The 24,260-nt window shown below is 52.6% G+C and carries 19 protein-coding genes; 18 read left to right on the top strand and 1 reads right to left on the bottom strand.

All coding sequences use genetic code 11. The annotated features are described in order from the left end of the window. The first annotated feature begins 157 nt into the window (after positions 1–157). The 3 genes from BN6628_RS15730 (at position 158) to BN6628_RS15720 (ending at position 2,384) form a co-directional block, all read left to right on the top strand. Positions 158–1,108, top strand: coding sequence for a D-alanyl-D-alanine carboxypeptidase family protein (locus BN6628_RS15730; protein WP_068619027.1), 951 nt, complete (start codon positions 158–160; stop codon positions 1,106–1,108). 23 nt (positions 1,109–1,131) lie between these two features. Further along, a complete protein-coding gene (locus tag BN6628_RS15725; protein WP_068619024.1) occupies positions 1,132–1,656 on the top strand; it encodes a sigma-70 family RNA polymerase sigma factor in 525 nt (174 codons plus the stop codon). A gap of 80 nt (positions 1,657–1,736) precedes the next feature. Continuing rightward, complete coding sequence (locus BN6628_RS15720; RefSeq protein WP_235847654.1) at positions 1,737–2,384, top strand: MOSC domain-containing protein; 648 nt, start codon at positions 1,737–1,739, stop codon at positions 2,382–2,384. A gap of 192 nt (positions 2,385–2,576) precedes the next feature. Here the strand turns inward: BN6628_RS15720 and BN6628_RS15715 are convergent, their stop codons facing one another. Then, positions 2,577–6,368: a S8 family serine peptidase gene (locus BN6628_RS15715; protein WP_068619020.1), complete on the bottom strand. Its 3,792-nt coding sequence runs from the start codon at positions 6,366–6,368 to the stop codon at positions 2,577–2,579. 592 nt (positions 6,369–6,960) lie between these two features. On the opposite strand from BN6628_RS15715, the gene BN6628_RS15710 reads away from it, so the two are divergent. From BN6628_RS15710 to BN6628_RS15640, 15 genes are all read left to right on the top strand, one after another. Continuing rightward, complete coding sequence (locus tag BN6628_RS15710; protein WP_068619019.1) at positions 6,961–7,401, top strand: VOC family protein; 441 nt, start codon at positions 6,961–6,963, stop codon at positions 7,399–7,401. A gap of 208 nt (positions 7,402–7,609) precedes the next feature. Further along, positions 7,610–8,626 (top strand): NAD-dependent epimerase/dehydratase family protein, encoded by a 1,017-nt coding sequence (locus BN6628_RS15705; protein WP_068619017.1) that lies wholly within the window; start codon positions 7,610–7,612, stop codon positions 8,624–8,626. After that, positions 8,626–9,705: a dihydrodipicolinate synthase family protein gene (locus tag BN6628_RS15700; RefSeq protein ID WP_068619015.1), complete on the top strand. Its 1,080-nt coding sequence runs from the start codon at positions 8,626–8,628 to the stop codon at positions 9,703–9,705. The genes BN6628_RS15705 and BN6628_RS15700 overlap by 1 nt, the downstream gene beginning before the upstream one ends. Beyond that, entirely contained in the window at positions 9,695–10,360 is a 666-nt protein-coding gene (gene sdaAB / locus BN6628_RS15695) for an L-serine ammonia-lyase, iron-sulfur-dependent subunit beta (RefSeq protein WP_068619013.1), read from the top strand. Before BN6628_RS15700 ends, sdaAB begins: the two co-directional genes overlap by 11 nt. 24 nt (positions 10,361–10,384) lie before the next feature. Next, the gene (sdaAA, locus tag BN6628_RS15690) at positions 10,385–11,299 is read left to right on the top strand and encodes an L-serine ammonia-lyase, iron-sulfur-dependent, subunit alpha (RefSeq protein WP_068619011.1); all 915 of its coding nucleotides are present in this window, start codon (positions 10,385–10,387) and stop codon (positions 11,297–11,299) included. A gap of 6 nt (positions 11,300–11,305) precedes the next feature. Continuing rightward, the gene (locus tag BN6628_RS15685) at positions 11,306–13,375 is read left to right on the top strand and encodes an alginate lyase family protein (protein WP_068619009.1); all 2,070 of its coding nucleotides are present in this window, start codon (positions 11,306–11,308) and stop codon (positions 13,373–13,375) included. Between the two features lie 586 nt (positions 13,376–13,961). Then, complete coding sequence (locus BN6628_RS15680; protein ID WP_407944642.1) at positions 13,962–15,290, top strand: ABC transporter substrate-binding protein; 1,329 nt, start codon at positions 13,962–13,964, stop codon at positions 15,288–15,290. Positions 15,291–15,680: 390 nt separating this feature from the next. Then, positions 15,681–16,634 (top strand): carbohydrate ABC transporter permease, encoded by a 954-nt coding sequence (locus BN6628_RS15675; protein ID WP_068619004.1) that lies wholly within the window; start codon positions 15,681–15,683, stop codon positions 16,632–16,634. 39 nt (positions 16,635–16,673) lie between these two features. Beyond that, complete coding sequence (locus tag BN6628_RS15670) at positions 16,674–17,498, top strand: carbohydrate ABC transporter permease (protein ID WP_068619002.1); 825 nt, start codon at positions 16,674–16,676, stop codon at positions 17,496–17,498. A gap of 12 nt (positions 17,499–17,510) precedes the next feature. Further along, positions 17,511–18,494 carry a Gfo/Idh/MocA family protein gene (locus tag BN6628_RS15665; RefSeq protein WP_068619000.1) on the top strand — a complete coding sequence of 328 codons (984 nt, stop codon included), beginning with the start codon at positions 17,511–17,513 and terminating at the stop codon, positions 18,492–18,494. Beyond that, positions 18,481–19,311, top strand: coding sequence for a sugar phosphate isomerase/epimerase family protein (locus BN6628_RS15660; protein ID WP_068618998.1), 831 nt, complete (start codon positions 18,481–18,483; stop codon positions 19,309–19,311). The genes BN6628_RS15665 and BN6628_RS15660 overlap by 14 nt, the downstream gene beginning before the upstream one ends. 26 nt (positions 19,312–19,337) lie before the next feature. Then, positions 19,338–20,684, top strand: coding sequence for a helix-turn-helix domain-containing protein (locus BN6628_RS15655; protein ID WP_068618996.1), 1,347 nt, complete (start codon positions 19,338–19,340; stop codon positions 20,682–20,684). After that, entirely contained in the window at positions 20,671–21,924 is a 1,254-nt protein-coding gene (locus tag BN6628_RS15650; RefSeq protein ID WP_068618994.1) for a M20 metallopeptidase family protein, read from the top strand. The genes BN6628_RS15655 and BN6628_RS15650 overlap by 14 nt, the downstream gene beginning before the upstream one ends. Before the next feature lie 39 nt (positions 21,925–21,963). Beyond that, positions 21,964–23,259, top strand: coding sequence for a beta/alpha barrel domain-containing protein (locus BN6628_RS15645; RefSeq protein WP_068618992.1), 1,296 nt, complete (start codon positions 21,964–21,966; stop codon positions 23,257–23,259). Positions 23,260–23,273: 14 nt separating this feature from the next. After that, positions 23,274–24,260, top strand: a complete 987-nt coding sequence (locus BN6628_RS15640) for a dihydrodipicolinate synthase family protein (protein WP_068618989.1) — start codon at positions 23,274–23,276, stop codon at positions 24,258–24,260.

The following is a 24,260-nucleotide window of genomic DNA, read 5'->3' as shown; positions in this document are numbered from 1 at the left end:
CTTTTTTTGTTGGATTGCCCCGCTAAACGCCGCTTTTTGGGAATCGATACACTTTTAGAACTTTCTTAATATATTCTTAATATTTTCTTAGCTGGGCCGAAAGCTATAACCCTGATAATAAGGGTAACAAAAGGTTCGGGTTAAGGAGAGAGCACAATTGATAAACCGCAAAGTAGTGAGAGTCGGAGCCATTCTTATTCTTCTTTTGCTCATTATTGAAATCAGCTCAGGTAATCTGAAAACACATGTTTCAACTTTAGTGCACAAAGTCAATCAGCAATGGAACCATATATTCGGTCCTCCTCTGCAAGGGCTTGAGGGGGAAGGGCTGCTTCTAATGGATGAGGACACAGGGGACATCCTGTATGCCGAGAATGAGACCAAACGATTGTATCCGGCCAGCACAACTAAAATTCTAACGGCCCTGATCACCTTGGAGAAAGGAAATCCGGACGATCTGATTACAGTAGGAAAAGAAGCCCGGCTAAGAACGCCGGACGAAAGCTCGGCAGGACTGGAGGAAGGGCAGAAGCTCAGATTAAAGGACCTGGTTGCGGCGATGCTGCTTCCTTCAGGCAATGATGCGGCCAGAACCGCCGCATCCTACATAACACGTATTGATTCAGGCCAGCAGATGTCACCCGAAGAAGCCGAGCAGTATTTTGCAGAACTAATGAACCAGAGGGCACGGAAAATTGGGGCGGATTCGTCTCATTTCGCCAACCCGCATGGACTGCACAACGCGAACCATTATTCAACCGCCAAGGATATGGCTCTGATTGCCAGAGAAGCCATGAGAAATGAGGTCTTCAAGAGTATTGTGGCAGAGAAGCGTCATAAATCGTCTGAATCCGCTGTCTCGTATATGAATCGCAACAAGCTTCTTCAGAGCGGAAGCGAGTATTATTTCCAAGGCGCGGATGGAATTAAGACCGGACATACGGATGAAGCAGGTTATTGTCTGGCAGCTTCGGCAACCAGAGGGGGCCAAAGGCTTATCAGTGTAGTCCTGCACTCCACAGCCGAAGGGGTATGGAAGGACTCTGGCAAGCTGCTGGAGTACGGATTTAGCCAAGTTAAGAAAGGGAAAATTAGACATCACGCATGATTTAAGCAAAAGGGGAGAGAACGATGGACTGTATTCAATTCGAGAAAATATATAGAGACTACAAGAAGGATGTTTACCGGTATTTGCTGTACCTGGGCAAGAATCATCATTTGGCAGAGGACTTGATGCAGGAGACCTTTGCAAGAGCCTATGTTCATTTGAAACCGGAACACGCGGAAAGAGTAAGGCCCTGGCTGTTAAGAGTAGCCTACCGGGTATTCATTGACAAGATGCGCAAAGAGAGTCGTCTTCAGTATTTCGATACAGAATATTTCAATGATCTGCCTGAGGTGGAGACACCGGAGACGAGTTTTATCAAAAAAGAGAAACATGAAGCCGTATGTGAAATGCTGTGCTCTTTGACGGAAGTTCAGAGACAATCCGTTCTTCTCTATGACTTCAAAGGCTTCTCTTATCAGGAATCGGCCGATATGATGGGCATTGGATTATCGAGATTCAAAATCCTACTCTATCGTGCCCGGCAAAAACTTCGTAAAGAGCAGCATAATCAGAATGTATTTCAGAGTCTATATTCGGATGCAATCTAAAGATTTCGCATGTCCTTCTTAACGTGTATAATTTAATGAACCAAGCTAAGTTGATTTATGTAGTTGAGAGGAGGATATGGGTGAATCAGCAATTTGAAATTGTGTCCGTGAATACCGGCAAGGTACAGCCGCTCATGAACCACTCCAAACCTGCGAACTCGGCAATTGTCAAGCAGCCGACGAAGGAAGAACTGTTCTTGTCCGAGCTGAATTTACAGGGGGATGAACAGGCGGATCTGGTTTTCCATGGGGGAGTGGACAAAGCGCTTTGTGTTTATTCTTTTGACCATTACCCATTCTGGGAGAAGGAATTCGATATTGATCTGCCGCTCGGGGCCTTCGGTGAGAACTTAACTGTCAAAGGTCTGACTGAGGAGCAGGTATGCATCGGAGATACCTTCCAGTGGGGGGAGGCTGTGGTGCAGGTTAGCCAGCCGCGAAGACCCTGTTATAAGATTTCAGCCAGATATAATATTCCCCAGTTTACTCTTAAGGTGACAAACACGGGGTATACCGGATTCTATCTTCGCGTTTTGAAACAGGGGATGGTATCGGCAGGAGAAGCTTTGGTACGACTACAGCGTCATGATGCCGGGATTACCATTGCAGAGGTTAACCGCATTACGCTGCATGACAAGTTGGATCTTGAAGGAGCTAAGCGGCTGGTTGATCTCGAGATTCTGGCAGATTCGTGGCGTGATTCCTTGGCCAAGCGGCTCAAAGATTAAAATTCCAGCTTTGTTGTGGTATCGATGGGACGCGTGCTAACCTGGATACGGAAATCATTAATTTCCTACATAAATGATTAAGGGGACTATCCCTTGAGCCATTTGCGGCTTAGGGACAGCCCCCTTAATTTTGTTATGAGATAATATCATGCGGGATGTTATATACAAAATTTCATTGGTTTCAGTCTTCTGTTAATTGGCTGAAGGCTGCTGCTTGGCATCGTTCGTTCCCGGAGTGGACTCTGCAGTATCCGGCTGGGGATTATCTTGCCCGGATACGTTGTCCGCTGGCTTCGTATACGGCTTGACCACAATCACATTGGCGGTAAAGGTATGGCCTTGGTAAACCGCGGTAATTTGAGTCACGCCTTTACTTACGCCTACCAGGCTTCCATCCGGCTTAATGGTGACTACTTTTGGATTCTTGGAAGTATATACTGTATCTGAAGTCACATTGGTGATCTTGCCATTCTTATCCTTGAACAGCGCTACGGTCTCGAATTCCTCACCTACAAGCAGGGAGTAATCCTCAGAATCCAGGAAGAAAGTGCCTTCAGGATTGCCGGGGTCTGGAGTGCCCGGCTTGACAACGACCTGGACGCTGTTTAAGCCCTGAACCGGAACTTGCCCAGTTGGAGTCTTAATTACAGCAGAATCAAGTTTAACCTTGTAATCACCCGCCACAGGCGATTGGAAGCTCAAAGCTGCCAGTTGGCCCGTTCCCGTAAAGGTGCCCTTATTTAAAGTTACAGAGTAGTTGAGCTGTTTCCCACCAGCGGGTGTATTCACAATCTCCTGCTTGACGACAGCATCCTGTACATCCGGGAATGTGGCAGGGTCCAGCTTGACCTCGCCCAGCTTCAGATTATCCGGGTAAATCACGCTGAAGGAAGCCCCATTGGCGCTTGCAGTAGTTGAGAATTTGATTCCAACGTTGAAGCTGGTATTTGTCTTCACTTCCTGGACTGCAGGGTCTGCGTACAGGGTAGCTGGTTGCTGCTGTTCTTGCTTGACGATTTCAAATGGTGTCAAGAGACCGTTTGAAGCAGCATCGTATGCATAGACTTCATAGGTGTTGTTGCCACCTTCATAGACAGGCACCTCCACGCTGAAGCGTCCGTCATCCCCGATAACTCCATCGTATTGATTATAGTGGCCTTCCGGATCGGTGGCCAGGACGGCCACGCCGATGACTTCCGAATATTTCACATTCGGCAGCACATCGAGCAGAGTATCACCGAGAATTTGCCCAGAGATCGTTCCTGTCTTGCCATCATCGTGGATGACCAGCCCCGGCTTGTTCACAGCGGCTTTTGGAGCTTCCCGGTCAACGACAAACGGGGAGCTTTGCTTTTCCAAACGGGAATTTGAATCATGGATCACAGGAGTCAGCCAGTACAAGCCGTCCCGCAGCGTCTTTTCCTTGCCTTGGGCGGTGACCTTGGCATCCCAATCTATGATTTTATAGGTATCAGGGTTATGGACGGGCTTCTCATGAAGGCCGTTATAAAGAATCCCCTGATCGCCTTCTTTATCACTGCGGACTATGAGGTCGAAGTCCTTGACCGGGAACGTAACGTCAAAGGAAACATCCGTTGCGTCTGCCAGATAATCCCCATTTGGTGAGAAAATGTCGTTAGAGAAACCTATATTTGTGATTTCGTCAACCTTGTAGGACTCGCCTACATATACACTTGCCGGAAGACGCAGAGTATGACCATCACCTTGCTTCACCAGAAGTACTTGTCCTTCGAATTGGCCTTCCGGTGTTCCTTTCGGAATATCAAGCTTCACGGTGAAGGTGGTCTGATTCTGGCCGGGCTGTAAAGTAACCTGCTGCTTAGCCGACACAAGGGTAGGTGCATTATTGCCTTGCCCGTTCCATTTCACCTGCACATCATATGTTTGTTTGGTTCCGGCAATGTTCTTCAGTGTAATCTCCTTGGTTACCGACACACCTGCTGCCCGCTGTCCGAAAGACAGACTGCCGGTCTGATAATCCCGGGTGGACGAGCCCTGCAGATCAATAGGGAGCGTTTCTTTAACGGAAGCGATGGCTTCAGCAGAGAGAGCATTAGCCAGGTCTATTCGTCCAGCCCCTTGAAGCTGAACAGGGTATGGCGTGCCTGAACGATCGTGGATCTGTACGGCATTGTTCGTCAACAGGGCCTTGATCTGTTCAGGATCAAGATGCTTCTCTTTGCGTTCGGACTTGGAGCGTTCGATCAAGAGTGCAGCGGCGCCGGCAACATGCGGGGAAGCCATGCTGGTGCCTTGTAAGGATTCATAAGCTTTGCTGTAATCGCCGTTCCAGGAAGGCACGGAAGAAGTAATAGCTACGCCTGGTGCAGTGATATCCGGCTTAATGGTATAATCCGGCAGGGCAGGTCCACGTGAGCTGAAATCGGCAAGCAGATCCTGTTCTCTGACGGAGCCGATGTGGACACGATAGCCTGATTTCGAAGCCTTTTCTTTCAGCTTCAATCCATCTGCTTGAATGATCGTATAAGTTGGCACATATTCACCAGGATTGCCTAGTGTGGCCTGGATCTCGCCAGGGACATTATTGTATATAATGAGACCGGCCGCACCTGCGGCTTTGGCATTGACCGCCTTATCATGGAACGAGATGTCACCGCGGGACACAAGCGCGATTTTGCCTTTGACATCAATCCCGTCATAATCCGACGGCTTGCCAAGGCCTGCGGGAACAACCTCCCAGCCCTCTTTGGTATCCGTAAGCTCTGGCGAATAAGTGGTAAGGTAGGCGTACAGATCGCTCAATTCATCGGACTTGAAGATTGGAGTATCCAAAGGCGGTGTAGAAGCGCCAACGGAAATCGCCAGCTGCGAGCCGCCAGGGCTGCCTACAGTTGCGTCTCCGGGTCCGTCATTGCCGTTGGCCACGGCAACTTCGACACCTGCTTTGACCGCATTATCAAGAGCGATTGTATCCGCTGTATATTGGTTGTTATAGTCTGAGCCTAGCGACAGGTTCAGCACATCATTTCCGTCTGCCACAGCTTCTTCGACAGCAGCGATGACATTCTCACTTGTTCCGCTGCCGTAAGGTCCGAGCACCCGGTAGACATACAGATCCGCTTCAGGAGCCACACCTCTTGCCCAGCCTTCCTTGCCGCTTGGGTCCGAAGGATTCCCGCGGCCCACAATAGTGCCGGCAACATGGGTCCCGTGCTGGGTTTCATAAGGTTTGCCGTCCCTTGGAGGCTTAGTAGGGTCCGGTTTGGTTTCAAACGGGTCCTTGTCATTGTCAACGAAGTCATATCCGCCTTTATAGGCTCCTTTAATGCTTGGGTGGTTATAATCGATACCTGTGTCTATGACGGCGACTTTAACGCCTTTGCCTTTGTAACCCGCATCCCACCAGACGGGAGCTCCCGTGTGGGGAACACTGTTATCAAGAAGTGGTCCCACTTCTCCGGTTGACTCATCCGGAAGCGCGTGATATTCCAGATTCGGATATACCGCCTTGACGCCAGGAAGCTTGAGCAGGCTATCCACCTGATTGCCAGGGAGTTGAACGGAGTACCCGTTGAATGCTTTGGAATATTCACGTTTGATCGTCAGATTGCGGTACGCCTGGGCGGCGGTCTTGAACTTGTTATGTTCCACCCGAACCCGGCTGGCATGATCGGTGAGACTGGCTCCAGGGGACTGCTTCTCATAGACCTTAATCGGTTCGTTCTCCAATTGAACGATGACCGTCGTCAGGCTGCTGCTGTCACTGGAGGGCACAAAATTGCGGGGAGCAAGGTCTGAGGCTTCAGCTGCCTTAAGAGAGACCTCCACCTTCGACTGCGGCAGATTCAGTTTAGGATTAAGCCTAGAGTGTACTTTGGAGTTGGACGTGAGCTGAGGCTTCTGTTCAGGTGCCGCGAGAGCCGCTCCAGGGGAAGCCAAGCCAAGAATGAGCGATGCGCTAAGAATTCCGACTAACCATTGCTGACGTGAATGGGATTTCAATGGGTTTCCTCCTTCTTGAATTGAATTCTTGTAAATTTACAAGGCAGACATACGGCCAGGTATAACGCTGAATGAAGGGCACAGATTTTCTCTGGAGAGCTTATCCGCGTACGCTGGATAAGGAAGAAATCTGGGCATATTTCGCGGGTGCCTGGTATATGAATGGCTAGTTAAGATATAAAGAGTTTACATATTTTTGACAGAAACCGAATCCTACTGGTTAACTATGTTATTTATGGAAGCAGATAAGGGGAGAATTTAAGATTTATGCTCAAAAGAAGTCGAATACTCGGACTCTCTGGCTCGAAACGGCGGGCTCAACCTACCAAAGTCCCTTTTTTATACGAACTTGGTTGGACACTTTTCTTGCAGCTTTGAATAGGGAATTTAGGGGGGAGGTATCATTTTAAACTAGATTCATAGTTCCACAGGACCTTGGCAAGGGTCCATTGAAATAAGGGCGGAGAGCAAAAAAATTTACCAAAGGTAAATAAACAGGTGTCCGCTTAAACAAAATTAGACAGGAACTCTATAGATATTTCAGTTTGTTAGAGGTATGATAAATGATACAACTTTTAGGGAGGGATATTGTATGGTACCGCAGCGCGTCACCCTAGTGACTTTGGGAGCATTATCCATGCCGGAGCTCAGAGCCTTCTACCGTTCACTCGGCTGGGAAGAAACGCCGGCAAGCAATGATCAGATCAGTGTGTTTACTACTGCGGGAGTCCTATTGTCCCTAATCCCGCAGGAAGAATTGATACGAGATGCCGGGCTTGAGGCTGCTGCGCAGACAGGGCCAGGGCGGAGCTTCGGCGGTATGGTGCTCGCCATTCATGTCGAAGAGCCAGAAGAAGTTGATCAGGTGATGGAACAAGCCGCGAGTGCAGGAGCCAAGGTTCTGCGCAGTCCGCATGAAGCGTCGTGGGGCGGCCGAACCGCGTATTTTGCCGATCCGGAGAATCATGTGTGGGAGGTTTCTTGGAACCCTTCAGCCCTCTTTGACGAAAGCGGTGCCATGATCTCAATTTAACCCTATTTAAAAATGAGTAGAACGTCTGCCAAAACTGGTACTTTGGGGACGTTCTTTTTTTGTGTGTAATCGTATGAAATGAGATGTATAAATATCCCACCTCAATTTCGGACCATTTAAAGTCGTTGTCTTTTAAATGCCTGCCCCCTACTATGGGGGTTAGAAAGACCAGCTCAGCCGACTTTAAGATCAGATGAGGTGATTGGTAGTGAGAACAGTACCCGAATTGGAGAAGCGCTTAAGCGAACCGTCTGCTGAATTGGCCGCAGATCTGGCCCGGTTGGATGGAGATATTCTCGTGCTTGGTGTTGGCGGTAAAATGGGACCCAGTCTGGCGAAGTTAGCCAAGCGGGGAGCCGAAGCTGCCGGGGTGAAGAAGAGAATCATTGGAGTGTCCAGATTTTCTTCAGGATCTCTTCAACAGGAATTGGAACAGGCAGGAATTGAAACTTTGCAGGCGGATCTGCTCAATGACAAAGCTCTGAATGCGCTTCCAGATATACCTAATGTTATTTATATGGCGGGGAACAAATTTGGAACTACGGGAAAAGAATATTTCACCTGGGCCATGAATGCTTATCTGCCCGGCCGGGTGGCTGAGAAGTACCGTAATTCGAGAATCGTATCTTTCTCCTCAGGCAATGTCTACCCCCTTACCCCTATATCTCTTGGAGGGGCATCTGAGGAGCATCCGGCAGGGCCAATAGGCGAATATGCGCAGTCCTGCTTGGGCCGGGAAAGGGTGTTTGAATACTTCTCCAGGGAGAACGGCACACCGGTAGTGAATTTCCGCCTGAACTATGCAATTGATCTGCGTTATGGAATTCTGCTGGAGGTCGCAAGCGCGGTGAATGAAGGCCGCCCTGTGGATTTGAATATGGGTCAGGTGAATGTAATTTGGCAGGGGGATGCCAATGAAATGGCGATCCGTTCCTTGCTGATCAGTGATTCTCCTGCAGTTACTCTTAATGTAACCGGTCCTGAAACCGTTTCCATCCGCTGGCTTGCGGAGAGATTCGGGGAAGGGCTCGGGAAGACACCTGTCTTTACGGGTGTAGAGAAAGATACCGCTCTGCTGAGCAATGCGTCCAAAGCGCATAAATTATTCGGATATCCAAGGGTTTCCCTGCGGCAGATGATTGAGTGGACGCTTGAATGGGTGGAACATGGCGGCGAGACGCTGGGCAAGCCGACCCACTTCCAGGAAAGATCAGGTGCATTCTGATGGCTGGCGTGCGTGAACTCGAACCGTCTGTACACCGCCTGCTGCATCGGGGAACCGCAATTCCCGCTCACCCGCTGGCCTTGAATGCGGACCGGAAGCTGGATGAACGCAGACAGCGGGCCTTGACCCGGTATTATTTGGGCTCGGGGGCAGGTGGAATCGCGGTCGCCGTGCATACAACCCAGTTTGAAATCCGCGATCCATCCGTTGGGCTGCTGGAGACCGTGCTGCGGCTTGCAGCTGACGAGGTTGAGGCTGCGCGGCTGAACCGTCCGCTGATCAAGGTGGCCGGAATCTGCGGCCCGACTGACCAGGCGCTGAGGGAAGCGGAGCTTGCAGCCAAATACAATTATAACTTAGGGCTGGTAAGCACTGGGGGACTTCAGGATTACAGTGAAAGTGAGCTGCTGAGGAGAGCCGAGGCTATCGCTGATATCATTCCGGTGTTTGGTTTTTACTTGCAGCCGGCTGTCGGAGGAAGGCCGCTAAGTTATTCCTTCTGGAGAGAGCTTGCGGAGATTCCTGGGGTCCAGGGAATCAAAATGGCTCCTTTCAACCGATACCAGACGCTGGATGTGGTCAGGGCCGTAATGTCATCCAGCCGCAAAGATGAGATCGCCCTCTATACGGGGAACGATGACAATATCGTTGCGGATTTGCTGACTACCTTCCGCTTCACGGAAGACGGGACGGTGTATGAGAAGAAGATCGTCGGCGGTCTGCTCGGACATTGGGCGGTATGGACCAAGACCGCGGTTGAGCTATTGGAAGAGATTATCCAGCTGCGCGAGAGCGGAGCGGATATTCCGGCGGAGCTGCTGACCCGGGGAGCACAGATTACGGATGTGAATGCGGCTTTGTTCGACCCCTCCCATGGATTTCACGGCTGTATCCCGGGAATTCATGAAGTTCTGCGAAGACAGGGGCTTCTGGAAGGCCGATGGTGCCTGAATCCAGAGGAAGAGCTCTCGCCAGGACAAATGGAGGAGATTGACCGGGTGTACCGGCAGTACCCTGATCTTAACGACGATGCTTTCGTCAAGGGGCATCTGAAGGAATGGCTTGGCGATGAAATTTAAATCGGTGTTTGATATTATCGGCCCCGCCATGATTGGCCCTTCCAGTTCACATACTGCCGGGGCGGCGCGGATTGGCCGAATGGCCCGTCTGTTGTTTGGCCGCCCGCCCGCCAGAGCGGAGTTCATATTGTACGGCTCGTTTGCAGGAACGTACAGAGGCCATGGGACTGACGTGGCCCTCGCGGGCGGGGTCCAGCTGTTCGACACCTTTGATCCACGAATCAAAGATGCGCTTATCCTGGCCAAGGACACGAACCTGGATATTGTCATTACGACTGCAGATGATCCGGAGGAGCATCCCAACACTGCCCGGGTGATCCTGGAGGATGATCAAGGCAGCTTGGAGATCAAAGGCATCTCGATCGGCGGCGGCAAAATCGAGATCAAGGAAGCCGGTGGTTTTGAAGTTAATCTTACAGGAGACAGCTGGACTCTGCTGGTGTTCCACGAAGATCACTTTGGCATGATTGCCTCCGTGGCTCAGGTACTGGCCGATCACCAGATCAACATCGGGCGCATGCAGATGTCCCGCAAGGGCAAAGGCCAGGAAGCCTTGTTAATGATTGAGACCGACCAGCCTATGGATGACCTGATCGGGCAGCAGGTGGCCCAGTTCCCCCATGTCGCTGGGGCTCGGATCATTCCTCCCCTATAAACTTGCTGAAAGGAGCTGCGGAGTATGAACTTCAAGTCGATTGAACAGCTGGTCCAGCTCGCCGAGCAGGGGGGAATCCCAATCTCCGAGGTGATGATCCGGGAGGAAATGGGCGCTTCTGAGCTTACCCGTGAGCTGGTCATCGGCAAAATGCTTCAGCATTTGGATACGATGGAACAGGCGGCTCAGAGAGGAATCACCGAGGATGTCCGCTCGCGCAGCGGGTTGACCGGAGGAGAGGGCAAGAAGCTCTCCGCTTATGCCGCTGCTGGACAGAGCATTTCCGGCTCGCGGATGCTGAATGTGGTCAGCCGGGCTATTGCCACCAATGAGGTGAACGCCGCCATGGGCACGATTGTGGCTACCCCGACGGCGGGAGCTTGCGGGGTGATTCCCGGCTGTCTCTTCGGGCTGGCTCCAGAACTTGGCGCGAGCCGGGAGGCGATGGTTCGCTTCCTGTTCACGGCGGGTGCCATCGGCTTCGTGATTGCGAACCAATCGTTCATCTCGGGCGCGGCCGGCGGCTGTCAGGCCGAGGTTGGCTCCGCATCGGCCATGGCTGCGGCCGCTATTGTCGAAATGGCCGGCGGAACTCCCCGCCAGGCCGCCGCCGCCGCTGCCATCGCGCTGAAGAATACGCTCGGCCTTGTCTGTGACCCGGTTGCAGGCCTCGTTGAGGTTCCCTGTGTGATGCGCAATGCGATGGGAGCCGCCAATGCGATGGTGGCGGCCGACCTGGCGCTGGCAGGAGTTCACAGTGTGATCCCGGCGGATGAGGTCGTTGCGGCAATGTACCGGGTCGGCCAGGCGATGCCGGGTACCCTGAAGGAGACCGCCATGGGCGGGCTTGCGGACACCCCGACCGGAAGAGCAATCAAGCAGCAGTTATTTGGCGGCAGCAATCCGCCGGATTCATCGACTGAGAGAGAGGAGGGCTGACCATTCGTGCATAAGGATCTTGAAGAGGGAGGGCTTGCGCTGCCTCGATACTACTGGTCAGAGCAGGATCATGACTTTATGGTTGCTGCCAGTCTGGGAGACTGGCCGGATGAGGTGGCGGAGTTGCTGCAGCGTGCAGATCTAGCCGTAGATCAGACGTTTATTTTTACCCACCGCTGGGATATGGAGCGCTGTACGGAGCCCGTGCATTTTGAAGGGGAGATCAATTGGAATTACAGGCACCATGATGATCTGGAATGGCTGGTGATGCTGAACCGGGCCAGATATATGGGTGAGCTGGGTCAGGCGTACCTCCTGACCAAGGAAGATAAATATGCGGAAGGTTATATTCGCATTATGAAGGATTGGATTCGGCAGAACCCGCTTACGCTGGAGGAGCTGGAAGCCAGCGAATCCCGTTCCTTTAATGTAAAAGACACCTGGAGAAAGCTGGACAGCGGAATCCGCATCACCCACTGGCTCAAAGGATATTTCTGTATCCGCAGCTCTTCCTTATGGGGGGAAGAGGAAGAGGCTTTGTTCCGGTCTGCCGTACACCTTCACGGGGTATACCTGAACCGGGCATATACCTCCCATGACAGGCAGAGCAACTGGGGCTACCTGGAGACCAACGGTCTCTTCCAGCTGGCGCTTCTGTTTCCGGAATTTGAGGAGTCGGCGGTGTGGCGTGAAACAGCGGTCAGACGGCTTCATGAGATGGCCGAGATTCAGGTGTTCAGCGACGGCATGCATAATGAGCAGTGCACGATGTACCATCATGAGGTCCTTCACTGCATTTTCGAATCAGTATGGTTGGCTGAGCTGAACGACTACACCCTGCCGGACCGCCTGCGCTCGACGCTGGACCGGATGTATACAGCTACACTCGCCTTTGTACAGCCGGATGGTCATCAGCCGATGCTTGGTGACAGCGATGGCACCGATGTGCGGGATGTGCTGAGCCGGGGAGCCTGCCTGCTTGGACGGGGCGACCTCAAGAGCCAGGCATACCAGCATCTTGATCTTGATGGGATCTGGTATTTCGGAGAGACCGGGTATCAGCGGTATGAAGAGCTGAATCCAGTTGATCCAGCATTCTGCTCGGTGTGGCTTCAGGACAGTGGCTATGCGTTTATGCGCAGCGACTGGTCCAGGGATGCGAGGTATCTGCTGTTTGATGCCGGCCATATGGATGTGATCCGGGCCCACGGCCATGACGATCTGCTGCATTTCAGTCTATCGGCTTACGGCCAGCAGTTCCTCATAGATCCAGGCAGATGCACATATATGGAGAATGAGGATCGGCGGTATTTCAAAGAATCGCTGCAGCACAACACGATTTCCGTGGATGGCAAGACCATTTCCGAGTATGTGGACTCATGGAGATGGAAGCACGAAGCCCAGCCGCTCGGCGCAATCTGGCGCAGCAGTGATGCCTTTGATTATGCGGAGGCCGGACATGACGGTTATTGGCGGCTTGATCAGCCGGTTCAGATTAAACGGCAGATTGTGTTCGTCAAGCCGAATTACTGGTTGATCGTGGATACTCTCCGGTCGCACGGGGGTCACGAGTACGAATTGCCCCTGCATTTTGCTGAAGGTTTAACGCTTACCCAGCTCAGGGAGTCGGGGGAGATTATCGCTTCCGCCGATCTGAATGGAGCCTGCGCCAGCCCTGTCCTGCGGGTGATCCCGCTGACTCCGGTGAACCTTAGCATCGAGTCATCATGGGTATCACGGAATTATAACGAGAAGACGCCGGCCGTGAAGGCAGTTCTGGGGCAATACGGTCAAGGCACTACCCGGTTTATTACCTTGTTCTACCCGGAAAGGCCGGATGAACAGACGGATCTTGAAGCCCGGCTTGTCCAGTGTGCGGACAGCTATGGCCGTACGGTTGGAGAGGAGGATGCGTCGGTAATTGAAATCAAGCAAGGGAATAGGGTGGATACACTTTTATTCTCCCATCAGGGACCTAAAGGATTTCAGTTCGCCGGGGTTCACCTCACAGGGGAAGTGCTTGCCGCGCGGCAGTATGATGGCCAATTGCCGGAAAGCTGGGTTCTTAAGGTGTAGGAAGCAAGGGGAATTCGCCCATGTGGATAGATGCGGTGGAATGAACTATAGAATTTTACCGGTCTCAGCGGAGAGGACGAGGGATTCTGAAGAAGAGGAGCGTCCGCCTTTGTCTCCGAAATACCCCATTGGATATGTACTCCAAGGATTTTGGAGACAACAGTGGTCGTAAGAACATTCGGCATCGCAGCGCCCGAGAAGTATAACTTTCATAAGTTCATTCTATATAAAAGAGAACTTCAGATTGCGGTGGGAAGATTCTACACAAATGTTGACTTCAGATGGTCATCGTGAGGGGGCGAAGACTTCCTCTCTCTTTTCCTCTAAGATTTGGAAGCGCTTCATTCTCGGCATGTCCCATTTTACACGCTGCTGTCAGGGATCTCCATTCTCGTTAAAGACCGGTTCCCGGCATATTAGCGTACAAAAATATAGGCTTGGCACAGCTTCATTACGGTCTGATTATGGACCTCGACCCATAAATATGGATTAAAGCAAGTTTAGTGTCGTGGATAAAAGTAATTAACAAAAAAGTTTGGAATTACTTTTATTTATAAATTTATTAAGGGGGCTTACCATGAAACATCTGACTTACAAACGCGGTGTTCTCATCCTTGCGGTACTCATGTTATCATCCATGATCTTGTCAGCTTGCTCTGGTGGAGGCGATAAGAAAGGCGCCTCTGGGGATCAGGTGGAACTCAGACTAGGGTATTATTCTTCAGCACAGACCGATGCCAAGATGCAGGAGCTCGTTAAGAAGTTCCAGGATTCCCATCCCAATATCAAGGTCAAGACGGAGTCCTCTCCTTACGGGCAGTTCTTTCAGAAACTTGATACACAGATTGCTGCCGGTAATGCACCGGATGTCTGGCTGTCAGATGGGGTACTTGTCCCTAAATATGCGGAGCGTGGTGCGCTTAAGGACCTGACCGAGCTTATCGGCAAGGATTTGAAGCATGATGATTACTACGGACTCGATTTCAATAAAGACGCTGCGGGCAAATATTGGGGAGTGCCGCAAGGGATTCAAATCGGGGTTCTCTATTATAACAAGGACATGTTTGACGCAGCCAAGGTCACTTATCCAACCACAGACTGGACTTGGGATGATCTTAAAGCTGCCGCAGAGAAGCTGACGCTGGACGCAGCGGGAAAACCTGCGACAGATCCGCAATTTGACGGTAAAAAGGTAGCTCAGTACGGCTTGACCTTCTTCAGTATCACTGAAGGCTGGATGCCGGTGCTCAAATCGTTCGGTGGCGGGGTGCTTGATCCGACCTTGACCAAGTCAGTGATCAACTCACCAGAGAACAAGAAGGCCCTGGACTGGATTGTTGACGGAATGAAGCGTCATCTGCTCCCGACTCCGGCCGATCTCAAGAGCTTCCAGAGCAATATGGCACCGTTCCCGAGCAAAGCGGCAGCGATGCGAATCGGTATCTATGCGAGAACACTTGATGCGAACAACGCCGGTCTTAACTATGATGTGACGCTCCTGCCTAAAGGTCCTGATGGGAAGCGCTTCTCCCCGGTTATTGCGAACAGCTGGGTGATCAATAAGAAAGCAGAAGGCAAGCTGGGAGATGCAGCCTGGGAATGGGTGAAATACTGGGCTACGGAAGATGAGGCCCAGAAGGAATGGGCTTCTCTGGGTGAAGCCGTGCCGGTGAAGAAATCCGTTGCGAATTCCGAGCAGTTCCTGAACGGCAAGCCAGCCAACAAGAAGGCATTTCTGGACAGCTTTGAATTTGCGGGCACGCTGGACGTTAATGCGGTATGGAGTGAATGGGTGGGCAAATTCAATGACAATATCAACCGGGCCTTCCAAGGTGAAGTCCCTCCAGACCAAGCTCTGTCCTCAGCGGATAAAGATGTGCAGCAGGTGCTCGACGAATTCTATAAGAAGAAATGATGAATCCGTAATATCCCGGGTACCCGGCGGTCCTGTCACAAGCATCTGACAGGGCTGCCCGTATCCATTTAGGCATATGGAAGGATCTGCACGATCACTAAGCTTGAACATCAAGTTATATAAGATGAACTTTAGAATTAACCGATCTCAAACGGAGAGGACGAGTGATTCTGAAGAAGCGCAGCGTCCGCCTTTGTCCCGAAAAGCCCCACCGGATATCTAGTTCAAGCATTTCGGAGACCACAGTGATCGTAAGAACACTCGGCATCGCAGCGTTTCTAAAGGGTAACCTTCATAAGCTCATTTTATATAACCAAAGACCATACCACTCCATTAGGTGTCCGGCGGCTGCAGAATCAGCCGGTATCCTTAAGAAAGTGAGAGAATGTGATGGAAAATACAGAACTCGCGCCTGCCCAGGGCAAACCGGGAGTCCGCGCACGCAGAAAGAAGCTGAGTAACGACGGCAAATGGGGACTTCTGATGGTTGCCCCCTACCTGATTCACTTTATCGTGTTTGTTCTGGGATCGCTGCTGGCTTCCTTGTATTTCAGCTTCTCGGACTACGATATTCTTAACCCGCCGAAATGGACGGGACTCGATAATTATACGAGGCTGTTCAATGAGCCTATCTTCTGGAAGTCGCTGGGCAACACGCTCTATTTCGCTGTGCTTTTTGTTCCTCTACAGACCATTCTGGCGCTGATTCTAGCCACCGCGCTTAACCAGAAGCTCAAGGGTCTTAAGCTGTTCAGGCTGGCTCACTTTCTCCCGGTTATTTCTTCCTGGACCGTTATCTTGTATGTGTCGGATACGTTCTTCAATACACGGTTTGGTCTGGCGAATGATTTGCTGACCCGGATGGGTCTGAGCCCGCAGACATGGCTCCAGGATCCGCATCTGGTTATCCCGCTGCTTGTGCTGATTGCGGTATGGAAAGGGATAGGCTACATTATGGTTATTTTCCTGGCTGGCTTGCAGAATGTGCCTTCCGATGTGTACGAGGCCGCGGAGATAGATGGGGCAGGTACCCTGAAGAAGTTCTTCCACATTACCGTTCCGCTGATTTCAGGTACCACCTTCCTGGTCATTGTGCTCAGCACCATCTCCACCTTCCAGGCATTTGAGCAGATCTATGTGATGACGGGTGGTGCTCAGGATGCGACGGCGGCCGGGGGACCTAACAATTCTAGTCTTGTGCTCATGATCTACCTGTACCGTGAGGGATTCTCCTTCCTGCGGATGGGATATGCTTCTGCGATTGCCTGGGTGCTGTTCGTGATTCTATTTGTTCTAACGATCATACAGGTCACCCTGCAGAAGAAGTGGGTGCATTATGAATAAGCGCTTGACTACCGATGATGCAAGGAGGAGATTCCTCAAATGACCCAATCCAAGGTGCGCAAGACCGTCAGTTATCTTGTCATGACGATCAGCTCGTTAGTCATGTTTCTGCCCTTTCTGTCTACGGTGTTCAACTCATTGAAAACATATGCCCAATTTACCTCAGTGCCTCCCAAATGGTTTCCTAACCCGGTCCAGTGGAGCAATTACAGTGAGGTATGGAAGCTTGGGCCGTTCGCGCAATATATCTCAAATAGCGCGATCGTTACCGTATTGTCCGTAATTGGGGGGCTCATTTCCTGTTCCATGGTGGCCTACGCGTTCGCCCGGATTCAGTTCCCGTTCCGGAATACCTTGTTCATGGTTGTGCTGGGAACGATGATGATTCCTTCGGTAGTGCTGATCATCCCGCAATTCGTTATTTTCAAATCCATGGCGATGCTGGATACCCTTACTCCTCTATGGCTGCTGGAATGGCTGGCACAACCTTTTGGCATCTTCCTGATGCGCCAGGCGTTCCTGGCAATCCCCAAGGATTATGAGGAATCTGCCAAGCTTGATGGCTGCAATCCGTTCCAAATTTATTGGAAAATCTTTATCCCGATGTGTAAGCCAACCTTCGCAACCCTCGCCGTCTTCACATTCATGACCAAATGGAATGAGATTCTGTCACCGGCGATCTTCCTGACCTCCAAGGAGAACTTTACTCTCCCAATCGGGATTCTGTCTCTGGGGGGGCAATACAGCGGGGGTGAGCAGTACGTGGTTGCCGCTGCGCTGCTTAGTCTGATACCGATCCTGCTGGTGTTTCTGTTCGCAGAGAAGTATTTTGTGCAGGGCAGCAACTCCGCGGGAATTAAATAGGGGGGACAATTCATGGAATACAGGGTTGCGCTGGTGGGAGGAGGCATCATCTCCCGCAATCACTTGGATGCGATAGCCCAGCTGCCTGAGCTGGCAGGCGTGGCCGTAGCCGATCCGAATCTGGATAAGCGTCTGGCATTGGCCTCTCAGTACGGAGTCCGGGCGTATAAGGACTATCGGGAGATGATTGAGCGGGAGAAGCCGGACATTGCGGTGATTGCGGTCCCTCACCATCTGCACAAGGAATGTGCGATTTGGTGCTTGTCGCAGGGATGTCATATTTTGCTGGAGAAGCCGATGGCACTGAGTGTTCAGGAATGCGACGAGATTATTGATGCCGCCGCCCGTGCCGGAATGGCCCTCATGGTTGGGCATACCCAGCATTATCTGCCCGCGAATATCCAGGCCAGGCGGCTGATCCGGGGCGGGCAGCTCGGCAAGCTGATCGCGATTCAGGATACCCGTCACCTGTATTATTACCGGGATGAGCGTCCGGGTTGGTTTTTTGAGAAGATGAAATCGGGAGGCGGCATCATGATGAATCTGGGCGCCCACTCGATCGATAAAATCCAATTCCTGACCGGCAGCCGGGTCAGTCGGATCAGCGCGGACCTGACGTTCTATGGAACGAAAGGGGATGTCGAGGGCAGCGGTGTGGTGTTCCTTAAAACTACAAGCGGGCTTGCCGCCACTATTGTCCAATCCGGCTATGAGGGCGTATCCGGTGACAGGACGGAGCTGATCTTCACACAGGGCATGGCCAGATTAAGTCCGGGCAAGGGATTGTGGGTCTCACGCGACGGACAGTATGAGCAGGTGGAGCCTGAAGATCAGGAAGACCCGTTCGTCCTGCAGTTCCGTGACCTGCTTGAAGCCATCCGCTCTGGGGTTGACCCGGAAAGCTCCGGAATCTATGCCCGGTCCGTTATTGCCGCAATTGAAGCTGTATACCGATCAGCTGAGGAAGGAGTGGAACAATTCCTTGAGCCTGAATAATCCGCCTGTCTGGAAGTACAGTATGTGTTCGACAGGGCTGAAATCCCGTTCCCTGTCTGAGGTGATGTCCACTGCCCGGGATGTGGGGCTGGATGGGGTTGAATTATGGACCCAGCACGTTGAGGATGCGCTGAAGTCCGGGGAAAGTCTGGGCCAGATCAAGGCTCGGCTGCAGGAGACTGATCTTGAAGTGCCGGCTCTGGCCGCGTATACCAGCTTCTCCAAGGGACCCGAGGAGATCGCGGCAGACTTGCGCGAGATCGGGCGTGCAGCGGAGCTGGCCAGGGGGGTTGGAAGCCCGCGTATTCGCACCTTCGCAGGCCATGTGCCTTCGGCGGAAGCGGGATCGAAGGAGTGGGAGGCGGCTGTGGGCGGCATCCGGCAAGCTGCTTGTATATGTGCGGCTTCGGGAATCCGGCTCGCGGTCGAGATCCATAACCGTACCTATGTGGACCGGTTGGACTGGATCAAGCGCCTCGTGGATGACGTGAATGAGGAGAGCCTTGAGCTCATTTATGATCCTTTCAATCTGTTCGTGGACCACCAGGATACTCTCCCAGCACTGGAAGTATTGTACCCCTGGATTAAGCATGTGCATTTCAAGAATTACCGTTGGAATCATCAGAATTGGGGTCTGAGCGTACCGGTTCCGATTCTTCAAGGGGATTGCGATCATTCGCTGATCATTAGCCGATTGGTGGAGCTTCAATATGAAGGATTTATTTCATTTGAATATTTCGGAGAAGGCTGCGCGGATCTGGCCAGCCGTTCTCTTACAGAGATTCGTAATTTTCTGTCCTGCCCCCCTCGCCTATAGCCGACAAAGAAACGGAGATGACCACCATGTCACTTAATTTGAAGGTTGCTGTCATTGGTCCGCAGGATTTGGTACAGGCGGTTATGGAACTCGGCTCGAAATACGAGGGATTCACGATGATTCCAGCGGCTTATCAGCATGAGAGGGATACCGTGAAGCTGGTCGCGGATTTGGCTGACCAGGCCGACATTTTTCTGTTCACCGGTCCGATTCCATATCAGATGGCCTTAAAGATCATCAAGGATAAACCTATGGTTCATGTTCATTATTCCGGGACAGCTCTGTACAAGGTCCTGTTCGATCTTATCCGCAGTGGGGTGCTTCATGCCGGCGATACTTCAGGCCTTCAGATCAGTGTGGACGTACTGGAGCGGGAAGAGATTGAAGAGAGGCTCTCCGAGATCGGAATGAGTGACAATGAGCTGTATGTGAAGTCATATAAGGTTGGTCAGGAGACCGACGAACTTGTGTCTTTTCATCATGATCTGTGGACTGAAGGCAAAGTCAAGGTCACCGTGACCTCGGTTACCTCGGTCTATGAACGGCTGAAGAAGCTGAATATTCCGGTATACCGCGTCGTGCCGACCCGTTCCTCCATCCGGGACTGTCTGAACCGGGCCCTGCTTGAGGCAAAAAGCCTGAAGTTCAGCAGCTCGCAGATTGCCGTTGGAATTATGAATATTGATAATTTTATGAAGGTCTCCAAGGAAGTATCCTCGGAATATGAGCTGCAGCGCAAAAAACTTGTGCTTCAACAGATCCTGCTGGATTACGGGGAGGAAACGCAGGCGCTGATCAAATGGACGGACGGGGACGAGGTTTCCTTCATAACGACACGCGGAATTATTGAACAGACAACAAAGAGGTTTCAGGAGGCCCCGCTGCTGCTGGAAATCATGGAGAAGCTGCAGTGGAAAGCCAGCATCGGCATCGGCATCGGCCGCACGGCGAATGAAGCGGAAGGCAAGGCCAGGGAGGCGTTGCTGAAGGCGAAGCTGAGCGGTGGAGGCAACTGCTTCCTGATCATGCAGGATGGACTTGTATACGGTCCGATGGGATCTGAGCTGATTCTGGAATATTCCATCCGCAGCGAGGACCCCCGGCTGTTGTCCATTGCCAAAAAGGTAGGGCTCAGCGTGGGAACCATCAATAAGCTGCAATCCTTCTGCAACCGGCTGGGAACCACGACGTTCACGGCTTCGCAGCTTGCCGAAGGTTTCGGCATTACGCTGCGAAGTGCACGCCGTATCATGGCGGTGCTGGAGAAGTTCGGGATTGCCCGCATCGTAGGGGAAGAGCAGCCGGCCGGCCGCGGCCGGCCCCGTCAAATCTATCACTTAACCTTAGAAGGAGCAGGCCATGAACAGAAATAGTCTATGGGCACAAGCCGTATCACTAGGTGAAGAGATTACAGCGGCACGCCGCCATCTGCATAAATATCCGGAGCTGGGCTTCGAAGAAGTGCTGACCTCGGCCTACTTGGCTGAGGAGTTGAGCAAGCTTGGCCTGCTTGTGCGCACAGGGGTGGCGGGCACGGGAATTATCGCCCTGCTGGAAGGGGCAAGTCCCGGCCCGGTAATTGCCCTGCGGGCGGATATGGATGCTCTGCCCCTGGAGGAGCAGACCGGACTTGCATTCGCATCCGTCCATGAAGGCCGGATGCATGCCTGCGGCCACGACGGGCACATGGCCATGCTGCTTGGCGCAGCGAAGCTGCTGGCCGGCCTCAAGGGGGAACTTGCCGGAACGGTCAAGTTTATTTTCCAGCCGGCCGAGGAAATGCTGGGCGGTGCCCGGCATATGATTAGAGCGGGGGCTCTGGAATCGCCCCGCGTGGATGCGATTATCGGCCTACATCTGTGGCCGGATTTCCCGACAGGCCAGTTCGGCCTGAAGGAGGGCACGATCATGGCGAGCATGGACCATGTCGACATTACGGTTCACGGCCGGGCAGGTCACGGAGCTGCCCCGCATCAGGCCGTCGACGCAATCTATGCGGCGTCACAGGTTCTTACGGCGCTGCAGTCGCTGATCAGCCGGGAGAGTGATCCGGCTGATCCGGTTGTACTGAGCATGGGTTCCGTGCATGGTGGAAGCCTGCCGAATATTATTGCCGACCGGGTCGAGATGAAGGGCACGGTCCGTGCGGTGCGCCGGGAGACCCGGGAGTATATGGCGCAGCGGATTCCGGAACTGGCGGAGAGTGTCGCCAGGGGGTTGAATGCGAGGGCCGAGGTCCGCTATGAATTCGGGTACCCGCCAACGGTGAATGACGGGGAATTGGTCCGTCTTGCTGAGCTGACCTTGGAAGAAGGGCCTGGCAGGTCATCTGTGAAGCGCCTCGCCCATTCCCAAATGACAAGCGAGGACATGGCCTACTATATGGAGCGGGTGCCGGGAGCTTTTGTGCTTGTGGGGACCGGAGGGGAAGGTCCTGGAGAATTTCCGCTTCACCATCCCCGAATGATGATTGATGAGCGTTCGCTGACACTGGGAGCCGCATTCTTGGCGGACTATACGGTCAGGCTGCTCCGCGAATTTCAGAACAAATTTTCAGTAACGGAAGAAATTTCAGCCTCGGGGACAGGAGACAGCATGCAGCATGTGGAATAGAGTCTTCAAGGACCTTGATCATGTTACAGGGGGTTGAAGATGATGGATGGCCCTATCTTACCGGCCGAGCCGCTAATCGGCAGACAGACGGTATCCCGAATCGAGGCGGATTATGACCGCTTCCGGGAAGGTATGCCAGATCAAATTGAACAGTATATTTTGGAAAAGTATGGTGTGGATGTCTCATCACGATATGGAATGACCCGGATTAAGAATCCGTTTGGCAAAGCGTCCGGCCAACTGTCGGTAAATTTGGAGCAGGTCAAGGCGGATGCCAGAGCAGGTCTGGGCTTTGTTGTGCTCAAGACCGTGATTGCCGAGAATGAGGAAGGCCAGCGTTCCATGAAGGAATGGGCGGTGAAAGAAACGCGCATGGTGGTGAACCAGATTACCGGCAAGGAGACCGGCGAGCTGGGATGGAACGTAACCTGGAGGGGCAGAGGATGGTACGGTACGCTGTCGGCCTACCTGGACTTTTTCCGCTCTGCCCTTGCTGTAGGCAGGGCCCACGGAATGGTTGTGGTCCCGTCATGCAAGTATCATCTGCCCTGCCGGGAAGAGGCCGGCTATGCGCTGGATGAATACCGGCACACCACACGGATGCTTCTTCAAGTGTGGAATGAGCAGCCTGGAGCGGGACCGCTTCAAATGGAGAAGGATTTCAGCCCGACAGTAGCAGGGTCGGGACTGGCGAAGCAGCAGAATACAGTGCTGGAATGGCTTAGACAGGTGCCCTACCTCATCAAAACGGCCGCAGGGGACGCCGATCTCCAGTTGGGCATTAAGCTGATGAACACGATGTTTGACGACCGCTTTCAGCTCGAATCCATCCGCACTTTGCTTGAAGAGGGACCGGTCAGGCCTGACTATGTGATCTATGCCAACAGGCTCTACGACTCGCGTCTCAAGTTTCTAGGCAAGGAAGGCGCTGCCTACGGAGGACCGGACCTGAGCACACGGAATCTCCGCATTCTCTCCCGCTTGCGCAAGATGGAAGTGCTTGGGAAGCTGAAGCATCCGGTTCCCCCTCTGTCAGGCACAGGCAACATTCATTCTGGTAAAATGGCCGTGGAGTACGGGCTGCGGGGAGCCGAGAGCCTGCAAATGCATACGATATTCCAGCGTCCGAACTCCGCCTTTGGCATGCGCACCGGCAGCAAGACGGAACGTGCGCTGCATGAGCTGTATTTCCATCCGAAGGATGGGCTTATCACCTGGATGCTGCATGTGAAGGAGCATCAGGATATTACCGGTCCGGGAGGAGTTATAAGGTTCAGCGATGTGGCTTCGTGGTACCGAAATCAGGGTAAGGAATACTTTTTGTACTTGCTGTAGGAGGGATCAAGCCTATGCATGATTATCAGCGGATCAAAGAACGGATTATGGGGGGCCTGATTCCTGCTGTTCCCGTTCCCCGTTCGGCGGATGGCGCTATTCACCTGGAGGCCCATGACCGGTATGTGCGTTATATGGCCGGGCAGCAGGTTGCAGGGGTTGCCGTATGGGTTCATACAGGGCGGGGACTGCATTTGCCGCACCATGAGCGCGAGTACGTGCTTCGATCGTGGAGGAAGCAGCTCCGGGAGGAACAGCTGGTCATCGCGGGTGCCGGGGCAAGGATTGACCCTATCTGGCCCGAAGAAAGCAGAGTGGACCGATGGAAGGAATCTGCCCGCAGGATGGCGGAGGAGGCAATGAGGTGGGGGGCGGATGCGATCCTTGTCTTCCCCCCGGCCATCTTCCGGGACCTTTCGCCCGAGGTCCGAGATGAAGCGATCGTGGAGTACCACGTCAGTCTGGCAAATGAGGGCTTTCCTTTGATTCTGTTCTATCTGTATGAAGAAGCCGGAGGCATTGTGTATACCCCTGATGTATTGAGAAGATTGATGGAGCTTCCCCAGACTATCGGTATCAAAATGGCTTGCCTCGACAGTGTCATGACGATGCAGGATGTGGCATCCTTGCTGGAAAGGGAGTTTCCGGACAAGCTCTTCATTACCGGGGAAGACCGGATGTTTGGGTATTCAGTGATGCGCGGAGCCAAAGGGGCGCTAGCCGGTCTAGGCGCGGCCTACCCTAATATTCAAACGGATATGATTAAGGCGTATTTGAATGGAGAGGCAGATCGGTTTCTGGAGCTGTCTTCCAGGGTGGACGGATATGCGGAGGCGGCCTTTAAGGCCCCGATGGATAAATATATTCTGCGGATGTTATGGCTGCTGGTCATTGCGGAGGTCATACCGCCGGAAGCAGCGCATGATATCACGGGTTACGAGATGAGCCAAGATGAAGTGAAGTCCTTGCATGAGGCTGTCTTGGTGAACCGGCTGTATTGA

The organism is Paenibacillus tuaregi, from assembly GCF_900086655.1.
Classification (GTDB): domain Bacteria; phylum Bacillota; class Bacilli; order Paenibacillales; family Paenibacillaceae; genus Fontibacillus; species Fontibacillus tuaregi.
Note: the sequence above shows the minus strand (reverse complement) of the source record. Positions and strands in the feature narration are given on the sequence as shown.

Excerpts from the sequence above, each read along its gene's own strand:
- BN6628_RS15725 (WP_068619024.1), top strand. The coding sequence starts at position 1,132 with ATGGACTGTATTCAATTCGAGAAAATATATAGAGACTACAAGAAGGAT.
- BN6628_RS15650 (WP_068618994.1), top strand. The coding sequence starts at position 20,671 with ATGAACAGAAATAGTCTATGGGCACAAGCCGTATCACTAGGTGAAGAG.
- BN6628_RS15655 (WP_068618996.1), top strand. The coding sequence starts at position 19,338 with ATGTCACTTAATTTGAAGGTTGCTGTCATTGGTCCGCAGGATTTGGTA.
- BN6628_RS15640 (WP_068618989.1), top strand. The coding sequence starts at position 23,274 with ATGCATGATTATCAGCGGATCAAAGAACGGATTATGGGGGGCCTGATT.
- BN6628_RS15665 (WP_068619000.1), top strand. The coding sequence starts at position 17,511 with ATGGAATACAGGGTTGCGCTGGTGGGAGGAGGCATCATCTCCCGCAAT.
- sdaAA (WP_068619011.1), top strand. The coding sequence starts at position 10,385 with ATGAACTTCAAGTCGATTGAACAGCTGGTCCAGCTCGCCGAGCAGGGG.
- BN6628_RS15700 (WP_068619015.1), top strand. The coding sequence starts at position 8,626 with ATGGCTGGCGTGCGTGAACTCGAACCGTCTGTACACCGCCTGCTGCAT.
- BN6628_RS15645 (WP_068618992.1), top strand. The coding sequence starts at position 21,964 with ATGATGGATGGCCCTATCTTACCGGCCGAGCCGCTAATCGGCAGACAG.
- sdaAB (WP_068619013.1), top strand. The coding sequence starts at position 9,695 with ATGAAATTTAAATCGGTGTTTGATATTATCGGCCCCGCCATGATTGGC.
- BN6628_RS15710 (WP_068619019.1), top strand. The coding sequence starts at position 6,961 with ATGGTACCGCAGCGCGTCACCCTAGTGACTTTGGGAGCATTATCCATG.
- BN6628_RS15670 (WP_068619002.1), top strand. The coding sequence starts at position 16,674 with ATGACCCAATCCAAGGTGCGCAAGACCGTCAGTTATCTTGTCATGACG.
- BN6628_RS15675 (WP_068619004.1), top strand. The coding sequence starts at position 15,681 with ATGGAAAATACAGAACTCGCGCCTGCCCAGGGCAAACCGGGAGTCCGC.